Annotated in this window: 24 protein-coding genes and 2 tRNA genes; 12 read left to right on the top strand and 14 right to left on the bottom strand. The window is 61.9% G+C overall.

The features are described from left to right. The first annotated feature begins 1 nt into the window (after nt 1). The 5 genes from RJ40_RS06605 to RJ40_RS06585 are packed head-to-tail and all read left to right on the top strand — an operon-like array spanning nt 2 to nt 3,649. Entirely contained in the window at nt 2-454 is a 453-nt protein-coding gene (locus RJ40_RS06605) for a methanogenesis marker 5 protein (protein WP_265580069.1), read from the top strand. Continuing rightward, entirely contained in the window at nt 451-1,689 is a 1,239-nt protein-coding gene (locus tag RJ40_RS06600) for a methanogenesis marker 15 protein (RefSeq protein ID WP_265580068.1), read from the top strand. Before RJ40_RS06605 ends, RJ40_RS06600 begins: the two co-directional genes overlap by 4 nt. Continuing rightward, nucleotides 1,690-2,277 carry a methanogenesis marker 17 protein gene (locus tag RJ40_RS06595; protein ID WP_265580067.1) on the top strand — a complete coding sequence of 196 codons (588 nt, stop codon included), beginning with the start codon at nt 1,690-1,692 and terminating at the stop codon, nt 2,275-2,277. Continuing rightward, nucleotides 2,274-3,212 (top strand): methanogenesis marker 7 protein, encoded by a 939-nt coding sequence (locus RJ40_RS06590; RefSeq protein ID WP_265580066.1) that lies wholly within the window; start codon nt 2,274-2,276, stop codon nt 3,210-3,212. Before RJ40_RS06595 ends, RJ40_RS06590 begins: the two co-directional genes overlap by 4 nt. A gap of 2 nt (nt 3,213-3,214) precedes the next feature. Beyond that, on the top strand, nt 3,215-3,649 hold the full coding sequence (locus tag RJ40_RS06585) for a carboxymuconolactone decarboxylase family protein (RefSeq protein ID WP_265580065.1): 435 nt from the start codon (nt 3,215-3,217) through the stop codon (nt 3,647-3,649). 412 nt (nt 3,650-4,061) lie between these two features. Here RJ40_RS06585 and RJ40_RS06580 read toward each other — a convergent pair whose 3' ends face one another. Continuing rightward, nucleotides 4,062-4,613, bottom strand: a complete 552-nt coding sequence (locus RJ40_RS06580; protein WP_265582550.1) for an HdeD family acid-resistance protein — start codon at nt 4,611-4,613, stop codon at nt 4,062-4,064. 42 nt (nt 4,614-4,655) lie between these two features. Then, nucleotides 4,656-5,363, bottom strand: a complete 708-nt coding sequence (locus tag RJ40_RS06575) for a DUF1614 domain-containing protein (RefSeq protein WP_265582549.1) — start codon at nt 5,361-5,363, stop codon at nt 4,656-4,658. 252 nt (nt 5,364-5,615) lie between these two features. Between RJ40_RS06575 and RJ40_RS06570 the strand changes: the two genes are divergently transcribed. Further along, nucleotides 5,616-6,023, top strand: coding sequence for a rhodanese-like domain-containing protein (locus tag RJ40_RS06570; RefSeq protein WP_265582548.1), 408 nt, complete (start codon nt 5,616-5,618; stop codon nt 6,021-6,023). Here RJ40_RS06570 and RJ40_RS06565 read toward each other — a convergent pair. The 9 genes from RJ40_RS06565 to RJ40_RS06525 form a co-directional block, all read right to left on the bottom strand. After that, nucleotides 6,005-6,421 carry a hypothetical protein gene (locus RJ40_RS06565; RefSeq protein WP_265582547.1) on the bottom strand — a complete coding sequence of 139 codons (417 nt, stop codon included), beginning with the start codon at nt 6,419-6,421 and terminating at the stop codon, nt 6,005-6,007. The genes RJ40_RS06570 and RJ40_RS06565 overlap by 19 nt on opposite strands. After that, entirely contained in the window at nt 6,418-7,422 is a 1,005-nt protein-coding gene (locus RJ40_RS06560; protein WP_265582546.1) for a YbgA family protein, read from the bottom strand. The genes RJ40_RS06565 and RJ40_RS06560 overlap by 4 nt, the downstream gene beginning before the upstream one ends. A gap of 238 nt (nt 7,423-7,660) precedes the next feature. Continuing rightward, nucleotides 7,661-8,026 carry a VOC family protein gene (locus RJ40_RS06555; protein ID WP_265582545.1) on the bottom strand — a complete coding sequence of 122 codons (366 nt, stop codon included), beginning with the start codon at nt 8,024-8,026 and terminating at the stop codon, nt 7,661-7,663. 131 nt (nt 8,027-8,157) lie between these two features. After that, nucleotides 8,158-9,369 carry a M20 metallopeptidase family protein gene (locus RJ40_RS06550; protein WP_265582544.1) on the bottom strand — a complete coding sequence of 404 codons (1,212 nt, stop codon included), beginning with the start codon at nt 9,367-9,369 and terminating at the stop codon, nt 8,158-8,160. A gap of 40 nt (nt 9,370-9,409) precedes the next feature. Further along, nucleotides 9,410-9,793 (bottom strand): hypothetical protein, encoded by a 384-nt coding sequence (locus tag RJ40_RS06545; RefSeq protein ID WP_265582543.1) that lies wholly within the window; start codon nt 9,791-9,793, stop codon nt 9,410-9,412. Continuing rightward, nucleotides 9,793-10,689 (bottom strand): proline iminopeptidase-family hydrolase, encoded by an 897-nt coding sequence (locus RJ40_RS06540; RefSeq protein WP_265582542.1) that lies wholly within the window; start codon nt 10,687-10,689, stop codon nt 9,793-9,795. Before RJ40_RS06540 ends, RJ40_RS06545 begins: the two co-directional genes overlap by 1 nt. 114 nt (nt 10,690-10,803) lie before the next feature. Next, a tRNA-Ser gene (locus tag RJ40_RS06535) sits at nt 10,804-10,888 on the bottom strand. 37 nt (nt 10,889-10,925) lie between these two features. After that, nucleotides 10,926-11,846: an RNA-guided pseudouridylation complex pseudouridine synthase subunit Cbf5 gene (locus RJ40_RS06530; protein ID WP_265582541.1), complete on the bottom strand. Its 921-nt coding sequence runs from the start codon at nt 11,844-11,846 to the stop codon at nt 10,926-10,928. Further along, complete coding sequence (locus RJ40_RS06525; RefSeq protein ID WP_265582540.1) at nt 11,839-12,537, bottom strand: uroporphyrinogen-III synthase; 699 nt, start codon at nt 12,535-12,537, stop codon at nt 11,839-11,841. Before RJ40_RS06525 ends, RJ40_RS06530 begins: the two co-directional genes overlap by 8 nt. A gap of 84 nt (nt 12,538-12,621) precedes the next feature. Here RJ40_RS06525 and RJ40_RS06520 point away from each other — a divergent pair, with 84 nt between their 5' ends. Continuing rightward, nucleotides 12,622-13,830 carry a tripartite tricarboxylate transporter permease gene (locus RJ40_RS06520; RefSeq protein WP_265582539.1) on the top strand — a complete coding sequence of 403 codons (1,209 nt, stop codon included), beginning with the start codon at nt 12,622-12,624 and terminating at the stop codon, nt 13,828-13,830. Here the strand turns inward: RJ40_RS06520 and RJ40_RS06515 are convergent. Next, complete coding sequence (locus RJ40_RS06515) at nt 13,827-14,756, bottom strand: calcium/sodium antiporter (protein WP_265582538.1); 930 nt, start codon at nt 14,754-14,756, stop codon at nt 13,827-13,829. The genes RJ40_RS06520 and RJ40_RS06515 overlap by 4 nt on opposite strands. 76 nt (nt 14,757-14,832) lie before the next feature. Here RJ40_RS06515 and RJ40_RS06510 point away from each other — a divergent pair, with 76 nt between their 5' ends. From RJ40_RS06510 to RJ40_RS06495, 4 genes are read left to right on the top strand one after another with little or no spacing between them, the layout of a single operon-like run. Beyond that, a complete protein-coding gene (locus tag RJ40_RS06510) occupies nt 14,833-15,678 on the top strand; it encodes an NOP5/NOP56 family protein (RefSeq protein ID WP_265582537.1) in 846 nt (281 codons plus the stop codon). Next, nucleotides 15,675-16,280 carry a fibrillarin-like rRNA/tRNA 2'-O-methyltransferase gene (locus RJ40_RS06505; RefSeq protein WP_265582536.1) on the top strand — a complete coding sequence of 202 codons (606 nt, stop codon included), beginning with the start codon at nt 15,675-15,677 and terminating at the stop codon, nt 16,278-16,280. Before RJ40_RS06510 ends, RJ40_RS06505 begins: the two co-directional genes overlap by 4 nt. A gap of 21 nt (nt 16,281-16,301) precedes the next feature. Then, nucleotides 16,302-17,030, top strand: a complete 729-nt coding sequence (locus RJ40_RS06500; protein ID WP_265582535.1) for a DUF1614 domain-containing protein — start codon at nt 16,302-16,304, stop codon at nt 17,028-17,030. 43 nt (nt 17,031-17,073) lie between these two features. Then, on the top strand, nt 17,074-17,298 hold the full coding sequence (locus RJ40_RS06495; protein ID WP_322743903.1) for a type II toxin-antitoxin system HicB family antitoxin: 225 nt from the start codon (nt 17,074-17,076) through the stop codon (nt 17,296-17,298). A 136-nt stretch (nt 17,299-17,434) separates the two neighbouring features. Here the strand turns inward: RJ40_RS06495 and RJ40_RS06490 are convergent, their stop codons facing one another. Continuing rightward, complete coding sequence (locus RJ40_RS06490; protein ID WP_265582534.1) at nt 17,435-18,262, bottom strand: TIM barrel protein; 828 nt, start codon at nt 18,260-18,262, stop codon at nt 17,435-17,437. Between the two features lie 46 nt (nt 18,263-18,308). Next, nucleotides 18,309-18,381 (bottom strand) — tRNA-Gln (locus RJ40_RS06485). Between the two features lie 2,145 nt (nt 18,382-20,526). Here RJ40_RS06485 and RJ40_RS06480 point away from each other — a divergent pair. Next, nucleotides 20,527-23,055: an MEMAR_RS02690 family S-layer glycoprotein gene (locus tag RJ40_RS06480; protein ID WP_265582533.1), complete on the top strand. Its 2,529-nt coding sequence runs from the start codon at nt 20,527-20,529 to the stop codon at nt 23,053-23,055. Nucleotides 23,056-23,141 lie beyond the last annotated feature (86 nt).

The following is a 23,141-nucleotide window of genomic DNA, read 5'->3' as shown; positions in this document are numbered from 1 at the left end:
AATGGTGAAGGTGTTTATCTATCCGGCGACGAGCCTCATCCTCTCCGATATGGTCGCCAGGTTCGGGCACGAGCCCCTGGGATCGGCGATCGGTATACGAGAACGGATTCAGACCCCCGGGTTTGAGAGCCCCCCGCTCCAGATCACCCCGGAAGAACCGAAGAAAGGGTTGAAATGGGCGGCGGTCGAGGTGCCGTCAGGGGTGCGGGGACGGATGGCCGTGTATGGCCCCCTCATCGAGGAGGCCGAGGCGGCGATCATCATCAAAGACCCCGACTATGCCTTCGGGTGCATGGGATGTGCCAGGACGAACGAGTTGATCCAGTTCCATCTCAGAAACAAAGGGATCCCGGTCCTCGATGTTGCATACCCGACGAGCGACGAGGAAGGCGTCGGTTTTGTCGCGGCGGTCAAAGAGTTCCTGACCGGACTGAAGATGGAGGAGTCGGCGTGACCGAGAAGGTGCGGATCGCCCAACTCTCCTGTGGCCCCGAATACTCGGGTGTCCAGAAGGAGATCTACGATGCGGCCTCGATGGTGGACGCCGAGGTATTCTTCCCCGACATCGCCCTCTCCGACGTGCAGCAGGGTTTCTCCGAGTTCGGGCTCGATGTGAGGAGTCCTGACCTCAAACTCGCGATCGCCCGGGCAAAGGCCCTGGTCGAAGGACGGATCGACGCCGACGCCGTCTTCATCGCCACCTGTTTCAGGTGTGCGGAGGCGGCGATCGTCAGGAATGAACTGCGCCGGTACATCCACGAGAACTCGGCCCTCCCGGTGGTCTCGTACTCCTTCACCGAACGGACGACCTCGGGCACTCTCCTCACCAGGATGGAGGCCCTCACCACCATCGCGAGGCGACGGGCCCTGCTTGCCCGAGAGGTGCAGGAAGGGATCACCCTCGGGATCGATTCAGGTTCTTCGACCACCAAGGCGGTGGTGATGAAGGACAACGAGATCGTCGGGACCGGGTGGCTGCCCACCACCGAGGTGCTGAAGAGTGCCGACGGGGTCGTCGACCTTGCGCTTCAGGAAGCAGGTCTCCGGCTAGACGATATCGAAGCCATCGGAACGACCGGGTATGGCCGCTATCTCATCGGGAAGAAGTTCAATGCGCAACTCATTCAGGAAGAACTGACCGTCAACTCGAAGGGTGCGGTCTATCTTGCCGACCGGCAGCACGGTCCGGCGACGGTCATCGACATCGGCGGGATGGACAACAAGGCCATCTCGGTCCAGGACGGGATCCCCGGCACCTTCACGATGGGCGGGATCTGCGCCGGGGCGTCGGGCCGGTTCCTTGAGATGACCGCAAAGCGGCTCGGGGTCGACATCACCGAACTTGGTCCCCTCGCGATGAAGGGGATGGGCAACACGGTCCCGATGAACTCGTACTGCATTGTCTTCGGGACGCAGAGTCTGGTCAACGCCCTCGCCGAGGGGAGCGCCCGCGAGGACGTCGCCGCCGCGGCCTGTCACTCGGTGGCCGAGCAGGTCTTTGAACAGCAGCTCCAGGAAGTGGATATCAAGGAGCCGGTGATCATGGTTGGGGGCACCTCGCTCATCCAGGGGTTGGTCCGTGCGATGGGTGAACTCCTCCAGACCGAGATCGTCGTACCGCCGCATTCCCAGTACATCGGGTCGGTGGGAAGTGCGCTCCTCGCCTCCGGGTATATCAGGGGAGAGTAGATGGCAATCGAGTACTTCGTGGTCGAGTCTCCCGAGGAGAGGGGAAAGCAGGCCTATGAGGAGGTCGCCAACGACGTCCTCCTTGACCTCAACCTGGTCAGGATCGTCCAGAAGATCCATATCTTCGTCGACCCCGGGGTACCGCTCTTCGTGGCGGTGGGGACCACCCACCCGATCGGGAGTCTGGTCAGGGTGCGGGACGCCGCCGATGTGAACGTGGACGAGGAGGGGCGGGCGGTCCTCTCGATCGGGAACGAGAACTATCTTGCACCGATGCTCGAAGCCCTCTGGGGACGCTACGGCAAGGAGCATGTCGATCAGCCCGACCGCTTCTCGGTGCTGGTCACGGTGCCCGCCGGCGAGAACCCGCGGGGGATCGAGGAGATCGCCATTGCCGATCCCGAGGAAGGGCTGTATAAGGATCTGGTCTACGCCCTCCAGATCATCGCCCCCGAGGGCTTCAAGGTCCGCCGGCAGTACCACCGGGCGGGGGTCTTCTACTATGTGGCGAGCGAGGACACCCTCCCCGAGGAGGTGGTCGAGACCGTCGTCGCCGACCAGTTGAAGAAGATCGGGGTGGTGCTGTGATCTTTGTTCCTATTACCTACAAGGGTGGAGTCTACCGCCACGACGAGGTCGTCGACCTCATCGAAGATCTGGGCGGATATATTGTCCAGAAACACATGATCGCCCAGGAGGTCGTCCTCCAGTGCCTGGTTCCGAGAGAGGACGTCGACTTGATCCGGGAGGTGGGCAAACCCCTCGGCGGCGAGGTGATCGTCGCCCCGCTGGTGGGCACCGAGATCGCCGTCGTCTCGCCGAGTCTTGAGATCCATCACCTTCCCCATGCCTCCTGCGATGTGGCCGAGTATCTCAGGCGGGCCGGGGCGAAGACGAATATGGTCGGCCTGGCCCGGGGCTTTGGCAAGCGGATCGCAAACCTCAATGTCGAGGAGCGGGACGTGATCAACGAGCACGACCTTGCGGTCTATGTGCTCGGTTCTTTTGAGGCCTGCATCAAGGAGAAGTTTCCCGCCCTGCGCCTGGGGATCACGGTCCCGATCGTCCTGACCGGCACTCCGGATGCTGAGCGACTGAAGGCGGTCGTCGACCCGCCGGTTGAGGGATATGTCGGGGGCCTGGGGCGGTGCATGCACCGGACCAAGAAGCCCGAAGAACTTGCGACTCTGGACACGATGGTCGACGAGGTGTCCAGGGCGCTCGACGAGCGGCGGGAGGCGATCGCCAAGGATCCGCTCTCGGTCTCGCCGGCCAGGTTGAGGGACGTGATCCTGGAGAAACTGCCTGTGGTCCATATGGTCACCCACCCGACGCCGGTCACGGTTCAGATCGCGGGGCTGCGGGTGAAACTTCCGTACGAGGAGTATGCACCGTCACTCAAGGAGATTGAGATCGAAGGGGGCGTGACCGTCGGGGATGTCGCCGAGGTGCTCCCGTCACGGATGCGCAACTACATATGGGTCAGGATTAAACCCTTTTCAGAAACCAATCTCATGGTGTGACGATGGACTACGAAGAGAAACTCGCCGCCATCCTCAAGGAGGGCACCGCGGAGACTGCAGCACGCTGGCTTTCTGAGATCGAGGGGGAGTTCGGCAGGGCACCCTTGATCCTCAAGCGGATGGGAGAGCGGCCTGAAGTCCTGATCTCCCACCTGCTGTACAAGAACTCGGTTTTTGAGACCAGTCACCTTGACCCCAAGTGCATCGAACTGATCAGCCTTGCCGTCGGCGCCGCCCTTAAGTGTCGCCACTGCGTGGAGTACCACATCCAGGCGGCCATGGCCAAGGGTGCGACTCGCGATGAGATCCTTGAGACGATCCTCATCTCCGGCCTTGCGTCCAACGCCTCGGTTCTTGCCGATGCCTATCGGGTGATGGACGAAGAGGCGCCGGCAGATGCCTGCCTCTCCTGTGATCTTCAGGCTTCAGACCTGTAGGCACAGCGCCCCGGCCGGGGTAAATCATCCGCTCTTCTTTTGGGTTCCTCCTGCTGGAATTTCATATCATCCATCACTGGAAGGCGCCGGACGCGGAAGATCAGACGTGCCGCCCCGATCGTAGAATCTTCACCGCCGTCTCGCACCGGGGGGCGTTGCCCCTCGGACCCCCCATGGATGAAGATAACCGGGGGGCAGCAATTGAACAGTATCCTTCAGGTGCCCTGTTGCGAGGAGAGGAATGAAGTATCCCTCTGCACTCAGGAGAACTGCAACGAGAGATATTCATCACGTATGCTTGAACTCGGGGGTCATGCCGAATTCAACAGAACCCAGGATAGAGAGATTGGATCGCACGGCCCCTCCAGATCAGAGAGGGCCGTTTTTCTCTTTACGCTCTTAAAAAAGTGACTCAGGCCTCTTTCGCCTGCCCCCTGAGGGCGATCCCGGCGGCGACCGAGAGGATCCCGGAGAGGATGGCGAAGATCCCAAGGTACAGGGCGACCAGGACGATCCCCCCCATCAGCGGGTAGATCAGGAAGAGCGCACCGAGGATGATGGAAAGGATCCCGGAGAGCGCGAGGAGAACCCGGTGGGACAGTTCTTCCAGCGCAAAGATGGCGATACCGAGGTCGGCGGCACCCATGATGAGGGCAAGTGCGCCTATCACGCTCACGATGATAGCTGCAACAAGGTACGGCATCGTGACCGCCACGATACCAAGGACGACGACGAGGACGCCCATGAGCATGGTGAGAGTCGTCCTCGTCTCTCCGACCGGTCGTGTTGAGCCGAAGGCGGCGAGCGTGACGCCGTAGACGATCACCAGGAGCCCGAAGAGAATCATCAGGACTTCGAGGGTGATCTCGGTCCAGAGAAGGACCACCGCCCCGAAGAGGATCGCGGCCAGTCCTCGTATGACAAAAGATCCCCATTCCTTCGGGTTTATTTCTACAATCTCCATCTCGAATTCTTCCATTATGCGTAAAAAATGAGAAGAGAGTATTTATTCGTGTCGAGGTGCCTCCGGGTCTTTTGTTGAGCGTCTGATCCGGCGTGCGGCCAGAGTCGCAAGGAAGACGGCGAGGATCCCGGTGAGGAAGATCCCGTCGAAGACGCCCGCCCCGCCGATGGAAAGGACTGCCGGGCCACCTCCGGCGATCGCCTCGATTGTTCCGGGAGTTGCCAGGTTGAGAAAGTCGGCCCCAATGAGTGTGCCCATCGTCCCCCCGATATAGGCAGCGGCACCTGCGGTCGGCCCTGCCCGCGTGAAGAGGATTCCGGCGACCGCCCCGACGAGCGGGGCGATGTAGAAGGGCATCAGGATGCCCTCGCCCGCGATAGGGAAGGAGAAATAGTATGAGACCACGGTCACCACCGCCACCGAAAGAACGGCCGGCAGGGGGCTCACCCTCCGTTTGATCAGGATCTCGGCGGAGAGTGCGACCGGGACGAGGCACCCACCGACATTCACCGCGAGGGTCACCCCGTCGATCATCCCCAGGGGGATGTCGATGAAACTCCCAATCAGGGCGCCGAAGGTCATAAAAAACGCGTGAGAGATCTTTATGCCGGTGAGCTCGAAGGCCTCCTCGCTGATCAGGATGAAGAGGTAGAGGAGGAGGATCGGGACCATGACCGCGGCGAGAAGTCTGATCTGGTCTGCCGAGAGTATCGGGATGAGGGCGACGGTTGGAACCCCGCTCAGGATCATCACCGCCTACTGCCCCTCACCTATGATAATACTCTTCCCTTTATGAGAGATCTTCAGGGCCAGTGAGAGAGGAGATCGGCCTATGGCCGCGATCCGGGTGGAGGGGCCCATTCGATCCTTCGATGATTTTGTCGCTGGATGCCGTCATCCTTGCAGGATTTTTATCAGATATTTCTCGTTGTAACGGGGTGGTTCTTCGAGCGGGGTGAGTCGGCCTGAGTCTTTATATCAGGGCGGGGAGATCGGTGCATCATGTCGCACCGGTACAGAACCGCCCCTCTGCTGCTGCTCGTGCTGGCACTCTGGGCCGGAGGATGTATGGGAGCACCTGCAGGGAACGATCTCTCGGTCGAAGAGGCCCACGCCCTCATCCGGGAGCGTGCAGGGGATCCCGGCTTCGTGGTCCTGGACGTCAGGACGCCGGAAGAGTTTGCCGCCGGTCACATCGAGGGAGCGGTCAATATCGACTGGTATGCATCGGACTTCAGGGAGAAGGTCAGGGCCCTCGATCGGGAGACAGCCTATCTGGTCTACTGCCGGACCGGCGTCAGGAGTGCGGAGGCGTCGGCGGTGATGGCCGAAGAGGGGTTTGGCGAGATTTACAATATGGAGAAGGGGATTGCCGCCTGGAAGGAGGCTGGTTATCCGGTCGTCACCTGAAGATCTTCGCCGGCGATGAAGGTGGTGGTGTCGCTGTGCACGATCCGTCTGAATTCGTCGAAGATGGTGACCCTCACGCTCACCTCGGCACCGGGCCCGGCAGGTACCGGTGGGAGTTCGATCGGGTCGGCGGCCGAGATCCCGGAGAAGATCCGTCCGGCCACGGCGTCCGCGGTCTCTCCGTTCACTTCGATCTCGAAGGTAACCGTGTACGATGCCGGTTCGGTGCTGTTGGGATAATATCTGATGATGAGTTCGTCCTCTGCACCGACATCCGCTTCAGGGGTGAAGTCAACCGGCGGGGGGAGCGAACCGTCGGGCTCTCCGATGCAGCCCGAGATCAGTGCGGCCGCAAGGACGACGGCGGCGAGGCAGGCCAGGACTCGATCCTGTCTCACGATCTCCGTCCCCCACGCTCATCTTTCCAGTAGTCTCTCTGGTCCTGCGAGAGGTCGGGGGGCACCTCCATCAGGCCTGGCGGCAGAGGAGAGAAGAAGGTCTGATCTGCAAGATAGTCGATCCCGAACCTGACGATCCATGAGCGCAGGATCGTCAGGTTCGGGCAGAGCGCCACTTCGTCCCGGCGGTACTGCTCGACGGTCTCAAGGAAGAAGGCCTTCTCTTCCGGGGAGAGACGATCTTTGAAATACCCGAGTGAATGGAAGAGGACATTGATCCGTGATGCAGCCCTGGGTGGCCGTTCCAGGGCGGCCCTGAGGAGTGCCTCGTAGGTCTCCATGACCTCTTCGACCGGGCGCTTCTCCGGGTTTGCCACCACCCTCCCGAGCGTCTGGAGTTCTTTCTGGCTGTATGCCATCAGGAGGAGTTTGTTTCTGGCGTGAAACTCTGCGAGGGCATGCATCTCCCTGCGGTCCCTCGCCGCCCTGAACCTGGCGAGGGTGAAGAGCCTGACGAGGAAGTGCTCCCTGATCCGCCGGTTCCTCAACCTCCCCTCGTCCTCAACCGGGAGGTCGGGATAGCGGGAGAGGACCGCCTGCGCGAAGAGCCCGGCCGTCGTCCCTCTGGAGGCGCCGCCTTCCATAGATCGGTATATTTTGACCCCTCTGGTCCCGCAGGAAGGCGACCTGGACTTGAGAAGAAAGCCGTCCACCTCTCCGAGTTCGTCGAGAAATGAGGCGGCGAAGGTGGTCATCATTTTGGTGACGTCGCGGTCGGTCTCGTGCTGCACGAGCCTGATCTCGTCGTTCTCTTCCACCAGTCTGACCGGCTCTCTCGGGACACCGAGGCCGATCTCCGATTCAGCGCAGACCGGTACGAACTCGACGTGTTCTTTCATCCGCTGCACCACCTCGTTCCTGATCATGTCCCCGTTCCACCGGCAGTGGTCGAACTCGATGCACCTGCTCACCACCACCCTCGGCCGCGTAAAGGTCTGCATGCTCCACACCCCGAGGGGGTGGATGGGGCCGGGGGAGATAGACGTTTCCCCTGGACCTGGCGGCCGGGCAACTCTCAGTCTTCTCCTCCAACGACTGCTGTGATCATCGGGCTGACGTCCTCGGGGAGAAGGCCCGCATCTCAGGCGGATCGACCGCCCCGACCTTGCGCCGGTGGCCCGGAGGATCGCTCCCGGTCCGGTCCCCCCCTCTCTCTTCTCCTTGCCGACTTCACGTCTGTCACTCGTCTGATCCTTCCACGCGCTCCCAGAGCCCGAAACGGTTCTGTTCGGTATCCTCGCAGACTGCCAGATACCCCATCCCCGGCACCTCGGTCTTCCCGGTGAGCACCCGGCCGCCCAGGTCGACGACCCTCCGGAGGCATGCCTCGATGGAGGGGACGTCGATATAGATCATCATCTGCTGACCGCGGAATTCCCGCCTGAAAAGATCGCCGCCGACCCCGTCGTCGGTCTCGACCATCCAGAAGTCTTCCTTGAACTCTACCGGGAACGGCCGGACATTCCAGCCGAAAAGGGATTGATAAAATTCTTTCGCCCTGCCGGTGTCGGCGGCAGGGATCTCGAACCATGTGACTGTGGGCATGGGGCTGACTCTGCCGCATTCATGATAGTCTTTGAGGTCGTGTCGTCTCGCACCACGCCGGCGATCCGATCCCTCTCCGCACGAAAAACCGCGGATGAGGGACACCCCTCCCGGTCCCGCGCCCACCCCTGTTATTCCTTCCCGGTGCAGGCGAGGGCCGAGGCAACGAGGACCAGCGTTGCGTTTCTGATTGCCGCGGCCTGGTCAGGGGCGAAGCGCGAAGAATGGAGGTACGGCCCGGGTTGTCCGCCGGTCATCGTCCCGACCCTGAAGTAGACGAGCGGCACCCCTTCTCGCCCGTAGACCGCGAAGTCCTCGCTTCCCGGGAGAGGTAGGATCTCGATGACATTCCCCTCGCCGAGGATCTCCTCCACCGTTGCGGTGCACCGGTTGGTGAGTCCGGCGTCGGTGACCAGGGGAGGGACCGACTCGTCGATGACCGTGACGACCGGCATCAGGTTCTCGGGAACGCCGGCGGTTCTGGCGATCCCCGTGGTGATCCGGCGGACGGCCTCAAGCCCCTGTTCTCTGACCGCCTCATGATGATAGCGCAGGTTCGCCTTCATCATCACCTCGTCGGGGATGGTGTTGTGTTTGCTCCCACCATGAACGGCGGCGACGGTGAGCACGAAGAACTGGTTCGGGTCGATCTCCCTGGACCTGATCGTCTGGAGGGCGAGGACGGTCTCGGCGGCGATGACGACGGTGTCCTTCGCCTGATCCGGATGGGCGGCATGTCCACCTACCCCTTTGACGGTGATGTCGATCGACTCGCCGCCTGCCGAGAGGACGCCGCTCCGTGTCCCGACCATCCCTGAAGGGATGTCCGGCCCGGCGTGGACGGCGACGGCACACATGGGCCTCGGGAACCTGGTGAAGAGACCGTCCCTGAGCATCGCCCGCGCCCCCGCGACCCTCTCCTCGGCAGGCTGACCGACGAAAAGGAGTGTCCCGGACCATGCCTTCCGCACGCCGGCAAGCACGCCCGCCGCCCCGACGAGGGCGGTCATATTGAGGTCGTGCCCGCAGGCATGCATCACGCCCGGACACCTGCTCGCGTAGGGGAGGCCGGTCTCCTCCTGGACCGGGAGGGCATCCATGTCGGCCCTGAGCATCACCACGGGTCCGGGGCCGTTCTCGAACACCCCGACGACCCCCTGCCCCCCGATTTCCCTGGTGACCGTGAGACCCGCGGCTTCGAGTTCTTCGGCGAGTTGCTCTGCAGTCCGCACCTCATCCCCCGAGAGTTCGGGCTCGGCATGGAAGTCCTGGTAGAGGGCGACGAGCGCCGGGAGCTTGCGGCTGATCAGGTCGTCGATCTCGGTTCGTACTGCTTCACGCACCTGCCATCACCACCTCCCTCTTGGCGTGGAGGTATATGAGTTATCCTCCCGAACCCGCCCGCCTGACCACCTCGGTGAGGCTGAGGGTTCTGACCACTCCGTTCTCGAAGATAGGGACTACCCCGTCCACCGTGCAGAGTGAGGCGCCGGAGGTGACCATGATCAGCAGACCGTTCTCTTCTCCTACCTGCTGGATCGAGATCTCTGCCGGGCGGGCGATCCCCTGGTGTGCCGGACGGGGGGCGGGGTTTCCTTCGGGACAGGTCGGCATCGGCACGACCTCCTTGAGGGCGTTCAGGAGGGCGGTCCGCGCCGTATCGGTATCGCCGCGGATGAAAACCCTCCCCCCGCCGCTGTTTGCGAGTGCGGCGATGGTGCGGGCGAGGTCGGGGCTGTCTGCCGGGATTGTATGATCGGGATCCATCAGCATCGGCGGGAGTGTTCCCCTCCTTCGGCCCTGGAGAGGAACGCCCTGACGATGGCAAGATACTCTCCGGTATTTTCCAGGTGATGCTCGTGCGCCGCACCCTTGAAGACGGCGATCTCGGACCCTTGCATCATGTGGTGGTAGTATGCCGTCGTCGCCGGGGTCGCCTCGTCGAACTCCCCGCAGGTGAAGAGCGTGGGCGCCGTGATCTCGTGGAGTCTGCCGGCACGCTCGAAGTTCCTGAGGCTTCCGGTGATGGTGAACTCGCTCGGACCCCACATCTGCAGGTAGATGTCGGTGTTCAGTCTTTCAAATGTCCTCATCAGGCACTCCGGCCAGGGGTCGAGGCGGCAGACATGGCGGCGATAATAGGCCGTCATCGCCTCCTGGTAGGTGGGATCATCGTAGACGCCCGCCTCTTCGGCGCGGAGGATCGCCTGCCTGTGGGGTTCGGGGAGGGCCTGAAGATATCTCCTTCCGTCTGCAGCCCAGCGTGATGCCGAGAGGCAGGGTGCGGAGAGGACAAGGCTTTCCACCCCCGCGGGGCGGTGCGTAAGCATGTATTCGACGGCGCGCATCGTCCCCCAGGACTGGCCGAGGATGTGGACGCGGTCGAGGCCGAGCACCTCCCGCACCGCCGCGAGTTCGTCCACCGCGCGTTCCAATGTCCAGAGAGAGGGATCGGCCGGACGGTCCGAGTCTCCGCAGCCGAGCTGGTCGTAGAAGATCACCGGCCTCCCCCCAAGAACGGCAAGGGGTTCGAGGTAGTCCCATGTGCAACCGGGACCACCGTGGAGCACGAGGAGCGGAGTGCCGCTCTGTTCTGCCCCGGCAACATGAAACTTTATCCTTCCGCCGGGCACCTCTGCAAAACCTTCAGCAGGGATATCCATATCCCGCCTTGAGCGGCCGCCATGATGAAGGTGATGCCGGATCAGGGAATGAAATGATCAAGATTGAACACCGGATGGATCAGAACAGGAAAAGAATCGAGTTTAATTTGAAGACGCTGAGGGGGAGATTTGAACTCCCGAGGGGCTCAACGCCCCACGGGCTTTCCAGGCCCGCGCCCTACCACTAGACTACCTCAGCACGTGCCTTAATCTATTTGTGTCAGGGTGTTTTAATGCTATCCCTTTTTCTGCTGCGGCCTGCTGGTCCAGTGAGAGGGGTAGGTGCCGGGGGGCATCATCACGGTCCTGGGTGCGACGACCAGACCGGTCTGCCCTGGTTCGTAGGCGTCGGCGTTGGTAAGCGCCTCGCCCAGGGCGATCAGTTCGCTCTTCTCGGTGAGGACCGCGACCGTCTCGCCTTTTTTGTACTTCGTCTTTGAGACTACGCCCACCCCCGCGAGGGAGGCCCCATGGCAGAGGGCGTCGACCGCGGTGTCCCGCACCACGACTCTGTGGAGGTCGCCGATCCCGGCAGAGGGAGGGAGGATCAAGGCTTCAAGTGCCGAGGAGTCCCCTTCTTCTGCGGCTTCGACAGCGTCCCTGAGGTCATGGAGGGAGTGTGCTTCCCCTTCGGTGAAGACCCCGGAACGAGTCCGACGGAGTTCCTGCATATGGGCGCCGGTCCCGAGTGCCTGGCCCAGGTGGTGGCAGAGCGACCTGATGTACGTCCCCGCGTCGCAGACCACTCTGAAGAGGACAAGCCTCCCGTCGATATCGAGGATCTCAAGATCGTAGATCTTTCTGATCCGCAGGCTCCGCTTCACCGCACTCCGTCTGGGGGGGCGCTGGTAGATCCTGCCGGTAAACTCCTTTGCGATCTCCTCGACCATCTCAGCGGGCACGTCGCCGTGGAGGCGCATGGCACAGACATACTCTTTGCGCTCTTTGAGGAGGACCGGGGCGAGTCTGACCGCCGGGCCGATCATGATCACCAGCACCCCCGAGACCATCGGGTCCAGGGTGCCGGCATGCCCGATCGAAACGCCGAGCATCTCCCCGACCCAGGCGGAGACCTGGTGGCTGGACGGCCCCTGCGGTTTGTCGACGACGACCAGTCCGGCGGTGGGCACGCCGGCGACTCTATGGCGTTCAGGCATGGTTGTTCTTCTCCTCTGCATGTTTGTTCAGCGTCGCAAGCGTCCCGGCAAGGGAACCGTCCCCGACAACGTCGGGGGGGACACCCCCTTCCTCCATCGCCGCGGCCGTCACCCGACCGATGGCGGCGACGATCTGCCCTGGACGGCGTGTCCACCCCGCCTCCCTGAACGAGGAGGCGCTGGTGAAGAGGACTGCGTCGGCCCGGCCGGTGTCGAGCGCCTCGCCTGACGGGATAAGGCGATAGGAGGGGTACTCGCATGCCTCACCCCCGGCCGACCGGATCGCGTCCAGGAGGCCGGGGTTCGGGACCGCGGCCCGCGGGATCCCGACCCGCCGCCCTGCCAGCCACTCGCCGAGGTACGGGGCGAAGTCGGCCGAGTAGAAGGAGGGAAGAGTCTCGGCCTCGATCCCGTGCCGCGCAAGGGTCCGCGCCGTCTGCGGGCCGATGGCGACACTCTTCACGCCGTCGGGGAGGGAGAGTTTCGGGGCGATGACCTCTGCCGGGAGGGCGCTGGTGAAGAAGATGCAGTCGAAGGCGCCTCGGTTCGCTTCGGCCACGAACCGGGCGATTGCATCTTCGATGAGTTCGGCCCTGAGTGGTGAGACAGTATAACACTCATGGCCGAACTCGGCGCAGAGGGCGGCGTCCCTCCCCGCCTTTTCAGGGAGCCGGGTGATCGCGATCAACATCGAGAAAGGTTCGGTGCGGCCTGGATATCACCGTTTCCCCTCCGGGCCGGGAAATATATATGGACGTGGGGTGGAGTCTCCTCTGTGGTCGCCTCCCTCCTCCTCGGTATTCTGGCGGGAGTGGCGCTGGGAACGGTCAGCGGGTTGGTGCCCGGCGTGCACGTCAACACCATGGCCGCCCTCCTTCTCTCCCTCTCTTCCGTCCTGCTCGGTACCCTGGGGGCTGAAGCCCTCGCCGCCGCGCTCGTCGCCGCCCTCGTCACCCACACCTTCCTGGATTGCGTCCCGTCCACCTTTCTCGGGGTGCCGGACGCGGACACCGCGGTGATGGTCCTACCTGCCCACGCCCTCTGCCTGGAGGGGCGGGGTGCGGAGGCGGTGCGGATCTCCGCGCTCGGGAGCGCCAGTGCCGTCGCCTGTGCCCTCCCCCTCTCGCTCCTCTTCCTCGTCATCCTTCCGCTCCTGCAGCCTGCGATCGACTGGGGGATCGGGCTCCTCCTCCTTGTCGTCGCCTGTGCTCTGGTCGTCTTCTCCGAATCCCCCGAATGGTCGGCCGCGGTCTTCCTGGTTTCAGGGTTCCTCGGGCTATTCGTCTTCAGGTATTCCTTTCTCGCCTGGCATGGGAGCACCTCGGTCCTGATGCCCCTCCTCTCCGGTCTCTTCGGGGTTGCGGTCATCCTCTTCGCGAGCGGCGGCCGGATGCCCGCTCAGGCCGGGGAAGTCTCGTACCCGGAGAGACGGGACGTGCTGCGCTGCTCTTTCACCGGCTCGGTTGCGGGGGCGGTCGTCGGCTGGCTGCCCGGCCTCTCCAATGCCACCGCCAACGCCCTCCTCGCCTCGGTCATCGACTACGGCCAGGACCGGCGGGGCTATCTTCTTGCCACCAGCGCCGCGAACACCGCCAACGCCTTCCTCGGACTTTCGGCCCTGTATGCCCTTGGCAGGACGAGGAACGGGGTGATGGTTGCTCTCGCCACCTTTGATCTCCCGCCGCTCTCTCTTCTCCTGCTCGTTGCCGCCCTTGCAGCGACGGTCGCCTATCTCCTCACGCTCTTCTGTTCCAGGGGGGCCGCACTCTTCGCGAGGGTGAGGCTCGCCCCCCTTCATATCGGGGTGGTCCTCTCGGTCACGCTCCTCTCGTTTCTCCTCTGCGGCCCCTTCGGACTCTTCATCCTTGCGGCGGCGACCCTGATCGGAACGGTCCCGGCGCTCGTCCAGGTGAGGAGAGTCTCCTGTATGGGGGCGGTGATGCTCCCGGTCATCCTCTCCTCGCTCGGGGTGGCGGTCTTCTAGAGCAGCCCGAAGATCGCGCCGATATAGAGGGCGTACGCCGCGAGCAGACCCGCCGCCCAGAGTCTGGTCATCCGGTCGCCGAGCAGGAAGAGGGGGATGACCGCCGCGGAGAAGGCGGCGGTGATGAGCACATCGGTGAGACTCCCGATCAGCACCGGGCTGATGAGGGCCCCCACGCCCATCACGAAGAGGAGGTTGAAGATGTTGCTGCCCAGGATGTTCCCGACCGAGATCCCGCCCTCGTTCTTCATGATCGCGACGATCGAGGTCGCAAGTTCGGGGAGGGAGGTGCCGATCGCTACGATCGAGAGCCCGATGATGAAGGTCGGGACGCCGAGGGCGCCGGCGATCTTCACCGCGGTGTCGACAACGAGTTGCGCACCGATGATCACGGCAAGCAGTCCCCCGAGAGTGAGGATAATGTCCCGCCTCCCATGTGACCTGACCTCACCTTCGGCTCCGGCCGCGGCCCCGCCACCCCGCCAGAGGACCGCAAGGATGGCGACGAAGGCGATGAGCATCGCGGCCCCCGCCCAGACGTCGAAGGCCCCTCGCATCGCAAGGAGGAGGAAGAGCACGGTGGCGGCGAGCATCAGCCACGTCTCTCTGAGCATCAGCCCTGCGGTCGCTCTGCTCCCGACGATCTTCGGGTTGATGATGGCACAGAGGGCGAGGACCAGGGCGATGTTGGCGATGTTGCTGCCCAGCACGTTGCCGAGTGCGATCCCCCCGTCATGGGAGATGATGGCGTTTACGCTCACCACGAATTCGGGGAGCGAGGTGCCGAAGGCGATGACCGTGAACCCGATGGTCGCCGCCGAAACTCCGAAGCGTGCCGCAAGCCCGCTCCCTCCGCCGACAAAATAGTCTGCACCCTTGACCAGGAGAATGATGCCGATGATGAAGATAATGGCCTCGATGATCATTGTCTGTCAGATTCCTATCCGTAGATCTCTTCCGCGCCTGCTATGTTAATGCTCCCTGCATGCCCACAGTGTACCCATGGAGCGCTACTGGTTCGGGGACCTCGACGGTGGCCGGTGCAGTCCGGCCGGGTCCGACCCCGAGGCCCTCGCAGGACGGATCCGGGCCCTTGGCCCCGAACTCCTCATCCCCGACTGGAGAGTGGCGGAGGAGTGCGGCGCCGTTTCCGGCCGGCAGGAATATCTCGCCTCGCTCAGGGCCGTTTGCATCGCCCTGACCAGGGCGCAGGTCGCGGAAGACCTCTCTGCAAAGGACGTCGAGCTCCTTCAGATGGTCAGGACTCTCGACGAGGTCGACCATGTCATCAACCTCCTCCTCGAGCGGGCGGTGGACTGGCAGGCCGTCATCGATCCGGGGTTCACCCGGAAATACCGCCGGGGCGGGAAGGCCCTCGGCGGCAAGATCATGCGGAGTCGTTCACCGCCGCTGCGGCAGGTGGGCCGGGAGATCGAGGCCCTCGGAGAGATGCGCAGACGTCTGGCGCGTGATGTTTCCAGGCAGGCGGACGTCGTCCTCCCGAACACCAGCGCTCTCGTCGGCGGCCTGGTCGCGGCCAGGTTGATGGCCGCTGCGGGAGGGCTTGTCCCTCTCTCCAGGATGCCGGGGGCGACGGTCCAGGTGCTCGGCGCGCGCTCGGCCCTCTTCGCCCATATCAGGGGCAGTGCCCCATCCCCGAAACACGGGGTGATCTTCCAGCACCGGCGCGTCCACAATGCCCCCAGGAACCTTCGGGGGCGGGTGGCACGGGTGCTTGCCGCCAAACTGGTCATCGCGGCGCGCATTGACTGTTATCGCGGTGAACTGGACGAGGCTTTCCTTGATAAGGCGCAGGCGCGGATCGACGCCGCGGGAGAGTTGGCATGATCTGGCTCGACGGTGTCCTCGTCTCGCCAGGCGAGGGAGGGGTATATGGGGAGCGGATGGTCGGGGAGTGCCGCGTATGGAACCCATACCGCTCGAAGTTTGCGGCGTATGCGATGCTGGGCGGCACCTTCGACCTCACCGCAGACCTGCGGGTGCTGTACCTGGGTGCGGCCAACGGCACGACGGTCTCCCATGTTGCCGACTATGTGGAGGTGGCCTATGCGGTGGAGTTCGCCCCGCGGCCGATGCAGGATCTCCTCGAAGTCTGCCGGCACAGAAAGAACATCATCCCGATCATGGCCGATGCCGGGCGGCCCGCGGCCTATCAGGGAGTCGTCGAGACAGTCGACCTCATCTACCAGGACGTAGCCCAACCCGATCAGGTGCGGATCGCTCTCGCAAACCTCCCCTTCCTCCGGCCGGGTGGGACGTTCATCCTGATGCTCAAGACCAGGAGTGTGGACATCAGGAAGAGTCCGAAGGAGGTTGCGGACGAGACGGTCAGGGCCCTGGAGGAGGGCGGGCTTGTGGTGAAAGAGGTGAAGTGGCTTGAGCCCTACCATCACGATCACGCGGCCATCGTCTGCGAAGCCCTGAAATAAGATCTTCACCTTCTTTTCTTCATGGCCCGCAGGTGTTTCTTCAATCCGTTCAGCCTGCTGATGATCGGTTTTCTCTTCCTTGTACTCCTCTTCCTGATCCCGTTCCTCTTCCTCAGCATCATCGGTTCGGCCTTTGCCAAACTCGGTTTCTCGGCGGGCACGGTGTTCCTCATCCTCATCTTCACGCTGGTCGGGAGCCTGGTGAACATCCCGCTCACCACGCTCAAGACCGGCGGACCGGTGCGGATGGAGAAGACCTACAGCCCCTTCTACGGGTGGGTCTACCGGATACCGGAGGTCGCGCCCGAGACGACGGTGGCGATCAATCTCGGCGGGGCGCTGATCCCTCTCTTCATCTCGGTCTATCTCCTGGGCCGTGCGCTGCTGATCCCGGGCGGGACCACGGTCTTTTTCCTTGCTCTGGTCGGGGTGCTGATCGTTGCCCTGATCACGCATCGGGTGGCCCGTCCGGTGCCCGGCCTCGGGATCGCCACGCCCTTCTTCGTCCCGCCACTGGCCGCCCTCATCGTCGCCCTTGTCCTCTCGCTCTTTGTGGGCGGGGGCGAGGCGGCGGTGATCGCCGCGCCGGTGATCGCCTATATCTCGGGGACGCTCGGGACGCTCATCGGTGCCGACCTCCTCAACCTCAGACGGCTTGGTGAACTGGGCGCTCCGATGGTGAGCATCGGGGGTGCGGGCACCTTCGACGGGGTCTTCCTCAGCGGGGTGCTCGCGGCCTTCCTGGCCTGATCTTTTTTTGTGCGAAAGGCTCTGAAAAAGAGAGGAGGAGTGCATGGATCAGTTTTCTGTTATCGTCGAAAAGGCCGACGGGAACTATTCGGCATATTCCCCTGACCTTCCGGGATGTGTTGTCGCGGGGGCGAGCATGGAGGAGGCGGAGGAGCGGATGCGCGGATGCGCGAGGCAATCGAGTTCCACATCGCGGGGCTCAGAGAAGACGGCCGGCTGTTCTGATCTCATCCCCTGCGTTCTCACACCCGTCGATCAATCCCCGTGATGGTCCGACGTGCGATCCCCATCGCAACACCTTCGCCGTTGTCTCGCGCCGGGGACGACAGAATGCCCCGGTTTCTGCCCGCTCCCCTGTCGGGAGGAGAGCGATCAAGATTTTATACGCAACTGATTTTTCGTTCTCAGAGATGTTCCCGGTAGAGCGCGTCGAAGGCCTTGAGCTGCGCCACGTAGACTGCCGGATCGTTCTCCTTGTACTCCAGGCTTGTCTCGATCGTCGGGTGCGCGGCGATGAAGGGGACGACCTCTGCGAAGTTGAGGCCCCCCTCCGGGTGGTCGAGGGCGAGGTGTTCGTCGGTGATCGAACCCCGCCTGCTGTTGGAGAGGTGGAAGAGGAGGAGGGGGAGGTCGGCGAAGGGGGCGAGGAGGTCGGCGTAGGGAACCCCGAGATAATTTGCCGTGCAGAAGAGGTGGGCGAAGTCGAGGCAGTAGCCGCGTATCCGCCCGCCCCCGAGGCTCTTGAGTTCGTCGGCGGTGTTGCCGAGGAGGGGGTAGTCGGCGTAGACGGAGGGGAGGTTTTCGAGGACAAACCGTGGGTCGAAGAACTCGTCGAGGAAGGTCTCGAAGGTGGCCACCGCTTCTTCTTCTCTGCCCGGCAGGTAGCGTCCGGTGTGGAGGACGATCGTCTCCGCGCCGGTGAGATCCGCGGCCTCGGCGGTCTCTGCGAGGGCGAGTTCGGTCCAGGCCCGCGCTTCGACCTCTGACCAGGTCTCGTAGGCGGTCGGTGCGCAGGGGTTGAGGCCGTGGCCGTGGTGGGGGGCGTGGACGACGACCTTCACCCCGCCTGCAGCGATCGTCTCGATGTGCCGTTTGAAGGTCTGCTGATCTTCGGGGTTTATCTGGACCTGGATGTGGTCGATCTCGCCCGTGTGGTACATCGCTGCCAGGGCCGGGAAGGTCTTCTCGTCGTCGGAGCGGATGCCGGCCCCGACCAGGTACGGCCGTTTCATGCCTGACGATAGCACCGGCTCAAGCATCAGTCTGTCGGAAAAGGAGTAGCCCGGAGCAGATTCGAACTGCTGTCGGGGGATCCAGAGTCCCCCATGATTGACCGCTACACTACCGGGCTATGGGCCTCTATAAGTTCTACGTCACAAAAGAAAAAGGTGACGGATGGGCCTGGCCCTCTCCGCCCCCCGGACATTTCGAAGACGCCGAAGATCCGGCGGGCACTCTGGTTTTTTTCTGCAGAAATGGGGCCTGTGAATTTGGGGAGTGAACCGGTGGCGGTGTGCGGAGCGCGGGCATCTTCGCCCGGTCGCTCTGATCAATCGCGGTGGCAAGTCAAGAACAAAAGGTCGCCAGGAGCATGCGATTGAACGACAGAAATTTTTGGCCGTGAAAAAATTGTCTGTACGGGTCTTTGTGCGGGGGTCTGACCCCTCTGGTTCCCCACATGAGGAGAGCGCCGGGGACAGCACCACCATCTTGATGATCTCCTCGCTGCCTTCCCGGCCCTATCGCAATCCCGGGGGTCCGGGGGAAGCGCCCCCGGTGCGAGCGTGTGGAAAGGCACGTCGATCATACGGGCCGCCTCACAGAAAACCGAAGAAATTTTTGTCACGCTCTCGCCCTGGGGGGCTGACCGCCCGGACCCCTCCATGGTGAGGATAGGGGGGTGATGTGCTCTGTTCCCGTCCCCCTCCCTGTCATGACGAGAGTTCTTGAGCATTACCTCACATTCGCCCTGCGTCACTTGATATTATAATCCTCAGGGGGGCATCCTCTCATGTGTGTGCGGTGCGGTGATCCCGGACCATTCTTTCAGCATTTCAGCAGGTTTTCAGCAGATTTTCAGCAGGTGCTGTCATGATCAAAGGGCCAGGAAAAGCGCTGAATTCCACTGTACCAGTATTGAGAGAGAGATAGATCTCTCTCTCAATACTAAAGTACAGCAAAACACCCCCCCACACGGCATCACCGGTTCCTCGCTGTCCGGAGGAGTGTGTGCGTGCGAACCCCGGGATGCTGAAATGATCCTGTGATCTCATCGTATGATGGAGAAAATAGTGATCAAACCATGCTTCGTCGCCCGTTGAATGGCAGCACATGCTGAAACCTGCTGAAGATCGCTGAAAAACAGGGGGGTCTGCTGAAAGAATGGTCCGGGGGCAGCGCATCGATGCGGATGATGAGGGAAGGCGTGAGACCACTCGAGGTGAGGGAACGGTGCGGGTGATCCGCGGGCCGCCCCCCAACGGAGGGAGGAGGGATGTTACCCTGCTCTCTCGCGCCGGCGGGTCGCCGTCTCCTGAATGGTCGCAGGGGTCATTCGCTCTCGTGGCGCTCCAGCACGCAGCGTATCTTTTCAATCTCGTATCTCAAACATTGACGACATCTCTGGAAACAGATGATGAGGTTCCCGCGCTGGCGGATCCCTCTTTCAGAACGGGGTCAACTTTGAGGCCAAGAAGGTGCTCCAGGTTGTCTCGCAGATCCACAACATCCCGCCCGATGGTAGATGCAAAATCGACCCGGGGGGCGCCCCACCAGAAGGACGAATGCTCTCTCGCGCTGGGGGGAACCTCCCATGATGAAGGTGGGCAGGGGGGCAACCAACCCCTCGAACCACCCCGCGCTTTTCAAACTCCCCTCCGGTTCTGCACCCCGCAGAAGATTCGGGACTGATCTCTCTCACAGAACTGATCGGCGTGGGCCGCGGCTCTTGTCCTGAGTTGTGACACTTCGGTATGGTTGCCGTACCTCGAAACAGATTCAGCACCACGGAGGGATGTGTCGACATGGAGGTTCGGCAAGCGTGGACTTGTTATTGGTTCGGCGAAGGTGGGTTCTCTCTGGCCCCCCTCCCCTCCCTGGTCTTAGGTCTTGTGGAGCACTGTATTCACTTCTGGTTGGTGCGCTCTCTCACCGCGGGGTGGTGGCCCTGATCACGCCCACCGTCTCCCGGGGGGCTGGGGATATGTCATCCATTCCTCCTCTTCCTCTCCCCTCCGGTCATGCCCGGCACGCCGCCGGGGGGCACGGTGTTGTCGCTCTGAAATCCTTAAATCCTCGGATAAATTCGAATTTGAGCAATCCTGCGCCGTCTGACGGCCGTCATCCTGCGGGCTCGACCACAAAGGATATATTAAGTGTTACCCTAATAATGTCGTATATTCCGGCAATCGGAGTATTGGGCATGGTGAACCAGAATTCGACACCTGTCGAAGTACGTTCATCGCGCTCACCACGTTTCACATTAAGGAGGAATTGCATGAAGAGTACGTCAAAGATGATGGTGTTCGCCGCTGTCTTCCTCGTCGCAGCTGCCCTGCTGGTCATGCCGGCAAGCGCTGAGGATAGGATGATCGACGTCGATGACACCTTCTTTGCAAATGAGAATCCAACTGACCTCAACTTCTCTAAGGTTAACGCGGCAGTTGGTGGATCTATGAACCGTCTGGTAAAGTACAACGAAGATGACAAATCAAAAGGTCAGAAAAAATCCTTTAGGGTCAGTAATGACAAAATCACTGACGAACTACAGGGTGTAGACTTCGCTGACGATATCTACGGCACATACTTCGTCCAGAACGGAACTGAAGTCACCGATACCAAAGTCTACTTCGAGAAGCCCACACTCAAGATCACTCCTGTCCTTGCTAGTGACAAGTCATCCTCGGTCGCCGGCAAGACCGTGACCAAGGACAACAAGATCTTCTTCAAGGTCGATACCGGCAAGGTCGGGTCTACATACAGCGCTGCTGCAACTCCCAATGGATACTTCAACTTCGAAATCAAGCTCATTGGAAAGGACGGCTCTGAAGTCGTCGTGATTCCCCATGACGGTTTCAACCAGGAACTCTCTGGGGTTGACGTAACGCAGCAGGTTCTCTATGTTGGCAACTCCACTGATTACAGTGGAACTGTTGAGGCTAACGGTCTCTACCTTAGCGACCTCACCTCCCAGTCCTACCAGATTGTGGCTTCCTGGACCGGTCCGGAGGGCTTTGACGACTACGCCAAGGACTCTGAGGCGGCCAGTTTCACCATCTCCACCGTCGACCTCGCTATTGAGGCCAACAAGGAGAATGTTGTCAGGAACAACGATTTCACCGTAACCATCCGTGGTGCGGCCAAGGCAAACTACTACCTGTACATCGAAAAGGTCAGTGGCCTTGAGCCTGAGCAGTACCCGACACTTAAGCCGGGTCAGATCGGTGTGACGTACTCTGACAGTGGTCTTCCGGCCTTCGACGCAGACATGAAGTTTGCCTATGAGGGCAAGGACGCGAGTGCCCTTACCACAGTGAACGGTAAGATCGACACCGGTGCCCCCAAGACCTATGCGCTTGTCAAAACCTCCTCAGGCGGTCTGAGGACTGTTGGTTTCACCACCAGCAGCGACACCAAGGACAGGTCCTTCACTTTCAAGGTCGTCGACCCTGACGATGCCACGAAGGACGACGATGTCAAGGTGAAGATCGAGGAGGGTGAAGTCACCATCACTGCCGAGGGCGCAGGCACCTACTACCTCGGTGAGGAGATCAAGCTCTCCGGTACCAACACCGACAGCGACAACGTCTACCTCTTCATGACCGGCCCGAACCTCGGGAAGGACAATGGCGTTTCGCTCGTCGACACCTCTATCGATGCATACAAAGCTGACGGGAAAGTCGAGCGCTCTGTTGAGTCCGACGACACGTGGGAATACCGCTGGGACACCTCTGCTATCAAGGGCAGCGTCCTTGAATCTGGTACCTACACCGTCTACGCTGTCAGCGCCAAAGGGGATCTTGACAATCCTGTTGACAAGAGGAACCTGAAGGACGTCAAATACCAGACCATCGGCGTCTACCTGAAGAAGCCGTTCCTGACTCTTGACGATGTTGCGTCCAGAGTCGCCAGGGGCGACGAGCTCAAGGTGACCGGTGTCGCTGAGGGTAAGCCCAGCGATGTCCATGTCTGGGTTTTCGGCAAGAACTACAGGATGATTGACGGCACCGAGAGCGTTGAGGACGACGGCACCTTCGAGTTCACCCTCGAGCGGGACCAGACCGACGAACTCACCACCGGGCAGTACTTCCTTGTCATCCAGCACCCGATGACCGACGGCGTGTTCAATGTCCGTCCGGCAACTGCGAAGGAGGTCGCTGATTCCGATCTCGATAACCCGACTGATTATGTCATTCGCGACGCCACTGGCGGCCTTATCGACCTCGGCAAGCTTCCTGCCTCCGAGGCTGCGACCGCGCTGATCGACGCCCTTAACTCACAGAACTGTGACGACACCTACGCCAAGGTCTCCTTCCAGGTCGAGGATGCACGTATCATCATCGATGCTATCGGCGACCAGGCCATCGGCACCAAGTTCACCATCACCGGCACCACTAACCTAGCTGTTGGCGACGAACTGCAGGTCGATGTCAGCGGTGCGTCCTTCGGTCCGTCCGAGAAGACCCAGGCATCTGGCTTCTCCGGCGACTCCGGTCAGGTGACCGTTGAGGCTGGCGACGACTACAACAAGTGGTCCTACGAAGTCGACGCAGCTGACTTCAAGGCCGACCAGTACTCTGTTTCTGTTGAGTCCGTGGACGCTGACGTCAGCACCAGTGCTACCTTCAACGTTCTCGAGAAGGTTCCGACGACCCCGACCACGACCACCGTGACCGAGACCGTGACCACGGTCGAGACCACGACCACTGCTGTAGAGACCACCACGCCTGCAGCGCCTGGTTTCGGTGCCCTTGTGGCCCTGATTGGCCTTGGTGCGGTTGCGTTCCTGGTCATGCGCAGGGACTAATCTTAAACTACCCCCTTTTTTTCTGCACGCTTCTCAGTACCGTTTCATACCGGGTCTCCGGGTGAACAGACTCCGATCCGGGGACA

Origin of the sequence: Methanofollis aquaemaris (genome assembly GCF_017357525.1) — an archaeon.
In the GTDB taxonomy this organism is placed as follows: Archaea; Halobacteriota; Methanomicrobia; order Methanomicrobiales; family Methanofollaceae; genus Methanofollis; species Methanofollis aquaemaris.
This window is presented reverse-complemented; position numbering and strand designations above follow the sequence as displayed.

Coding starts and splice junctions, on each gene's coding strand:
- RJ40_RS06490 (WP_265582534.1), bottom strand. CDS start 18,262: ATGAAACGGCCGTACCTGGTCGGGGCCGGCATCCGCTCCGACGACGAG.
- RJ40_RS06585 (WP_265580065.1), top strand. CDS start 3,215: ATGGACTACGAAGAGAAACTCGCCGCCATCCTCAAGGAGGGCACCGCG.
- RJ40_RS06580 (WP_265582550.1), bottom strand. CDS start 4,613: ATGGAGATTGTAGAAATAAACCCGAAGGAATGGGGATCTTTTGTCATA.
- RJ40_RS06570 (WP_265582548.1), top strand. CDS start 5,616: ATGTCGCACCGGTACAGAACCGCCCCTCTGCTGCTGCTCGTGCTGGCA.
- RJ40_RS06595 (WP_265580067.1), top strand. CDS start 1,690: ATGGCAATCGAGTACTTCGTGGTCGAGTCTCCCGAGGAGAGGGGAAAG.
- RJ40_RS06575 (WP_265582549.1), bottom strand. CDS start 5,363: ATGATCCTGAGCGGGGTTCCAACCGTCGCCCTCATCCCGATACTCTCG.
- RJ40_RS06515 (WP_265582538.1), bottom strand. CDS start 14,756: ATGATCATCGAGGCCATTATCTTCATCATCGGCATCATTCTCCTGGTC.
- RJ40_RS06495 (WP_322743903.1), top strand. CDS start 17,074: ATGGATCAGTTTTCTGTTATCGTCGAAAAGGCCGACGGGAACTATTCG.
- RJ40_RS06480 (WP_265582533.1), top strand. CDS start 20,527: ATGAAGAGTACGTCAAAGATGATGGTGTTCGCCGCTGTCTTCCTCGTC.
- RJ40_RS06505 (WP_265582536.1), top strand. CDS start 15,675: ATGATCTGGCTCGACGGTGTCCTCGTCTCGCCAGGCGAGGGAGGGGTA.
- RJ40_RS06500 (WP_265582535.1), top strand. CDS start 16,302: ATGGCCCGCAGGTGTTTCTTCAATCCGTTCAGCCTGCTGATGATCGGT.
- RJ40_RS06530 (WP_265582541.1), bottom strand. CDS start 11,846: ATGCCTGAACGCCATAGAGTCGCCGGCGTGCCCACCGCCGGACTGGTC.
- RJ40_RS06545 (WP_265582543.1), bottom strand. CDS start 9,793: ATGGATCCCGATCATACAATCCCGGCAGACAGCCCCGACCTCGCCCGC.
- RJ40_RS06510 (WP_265582537.1), top strand. CDS start 14,833: ATGGAGCGCTACTGGTTCGGGGACCTCGACGGTGGCCGGTGCAGTCCG.
- RJ40_RS06605 (WP_265580069.1), top strand. CDS start 2: ATGGTGAAGGTGTTTATCTATCCGGCGACGAGCCTCATCCTCTCCGAT.
- RJ40_RS06560 (WP_265582546.1), bottom strand. CDS start 7,422: ATGCAGACCTTTACGCGGCCGAGGGTGGTGGTGAGCAGGTGCATCGAG.
- RJ40_RS06540 (WP_265582542.1), bottom strand. CDS start 10,689: ATGGATATCCCTGCTGAAGGTTTTGCAGAGGTGCCCGGCGGAAGGATA.
- RJ40_RS06525 (WP_265582540.1), bottom strand. CDS start 12,537: ATGTTGATCGCGATCACCCGGCTCCCTGAAAAGGCGGGGAGGGACGCC.
- RJ40_RS06555 (WP_265582545.1), bottom strand. CDS start 8,026: ATGCCCACAGTCACATGGTTCGAGATCCCTGCCGCCGACACCGGCAGG.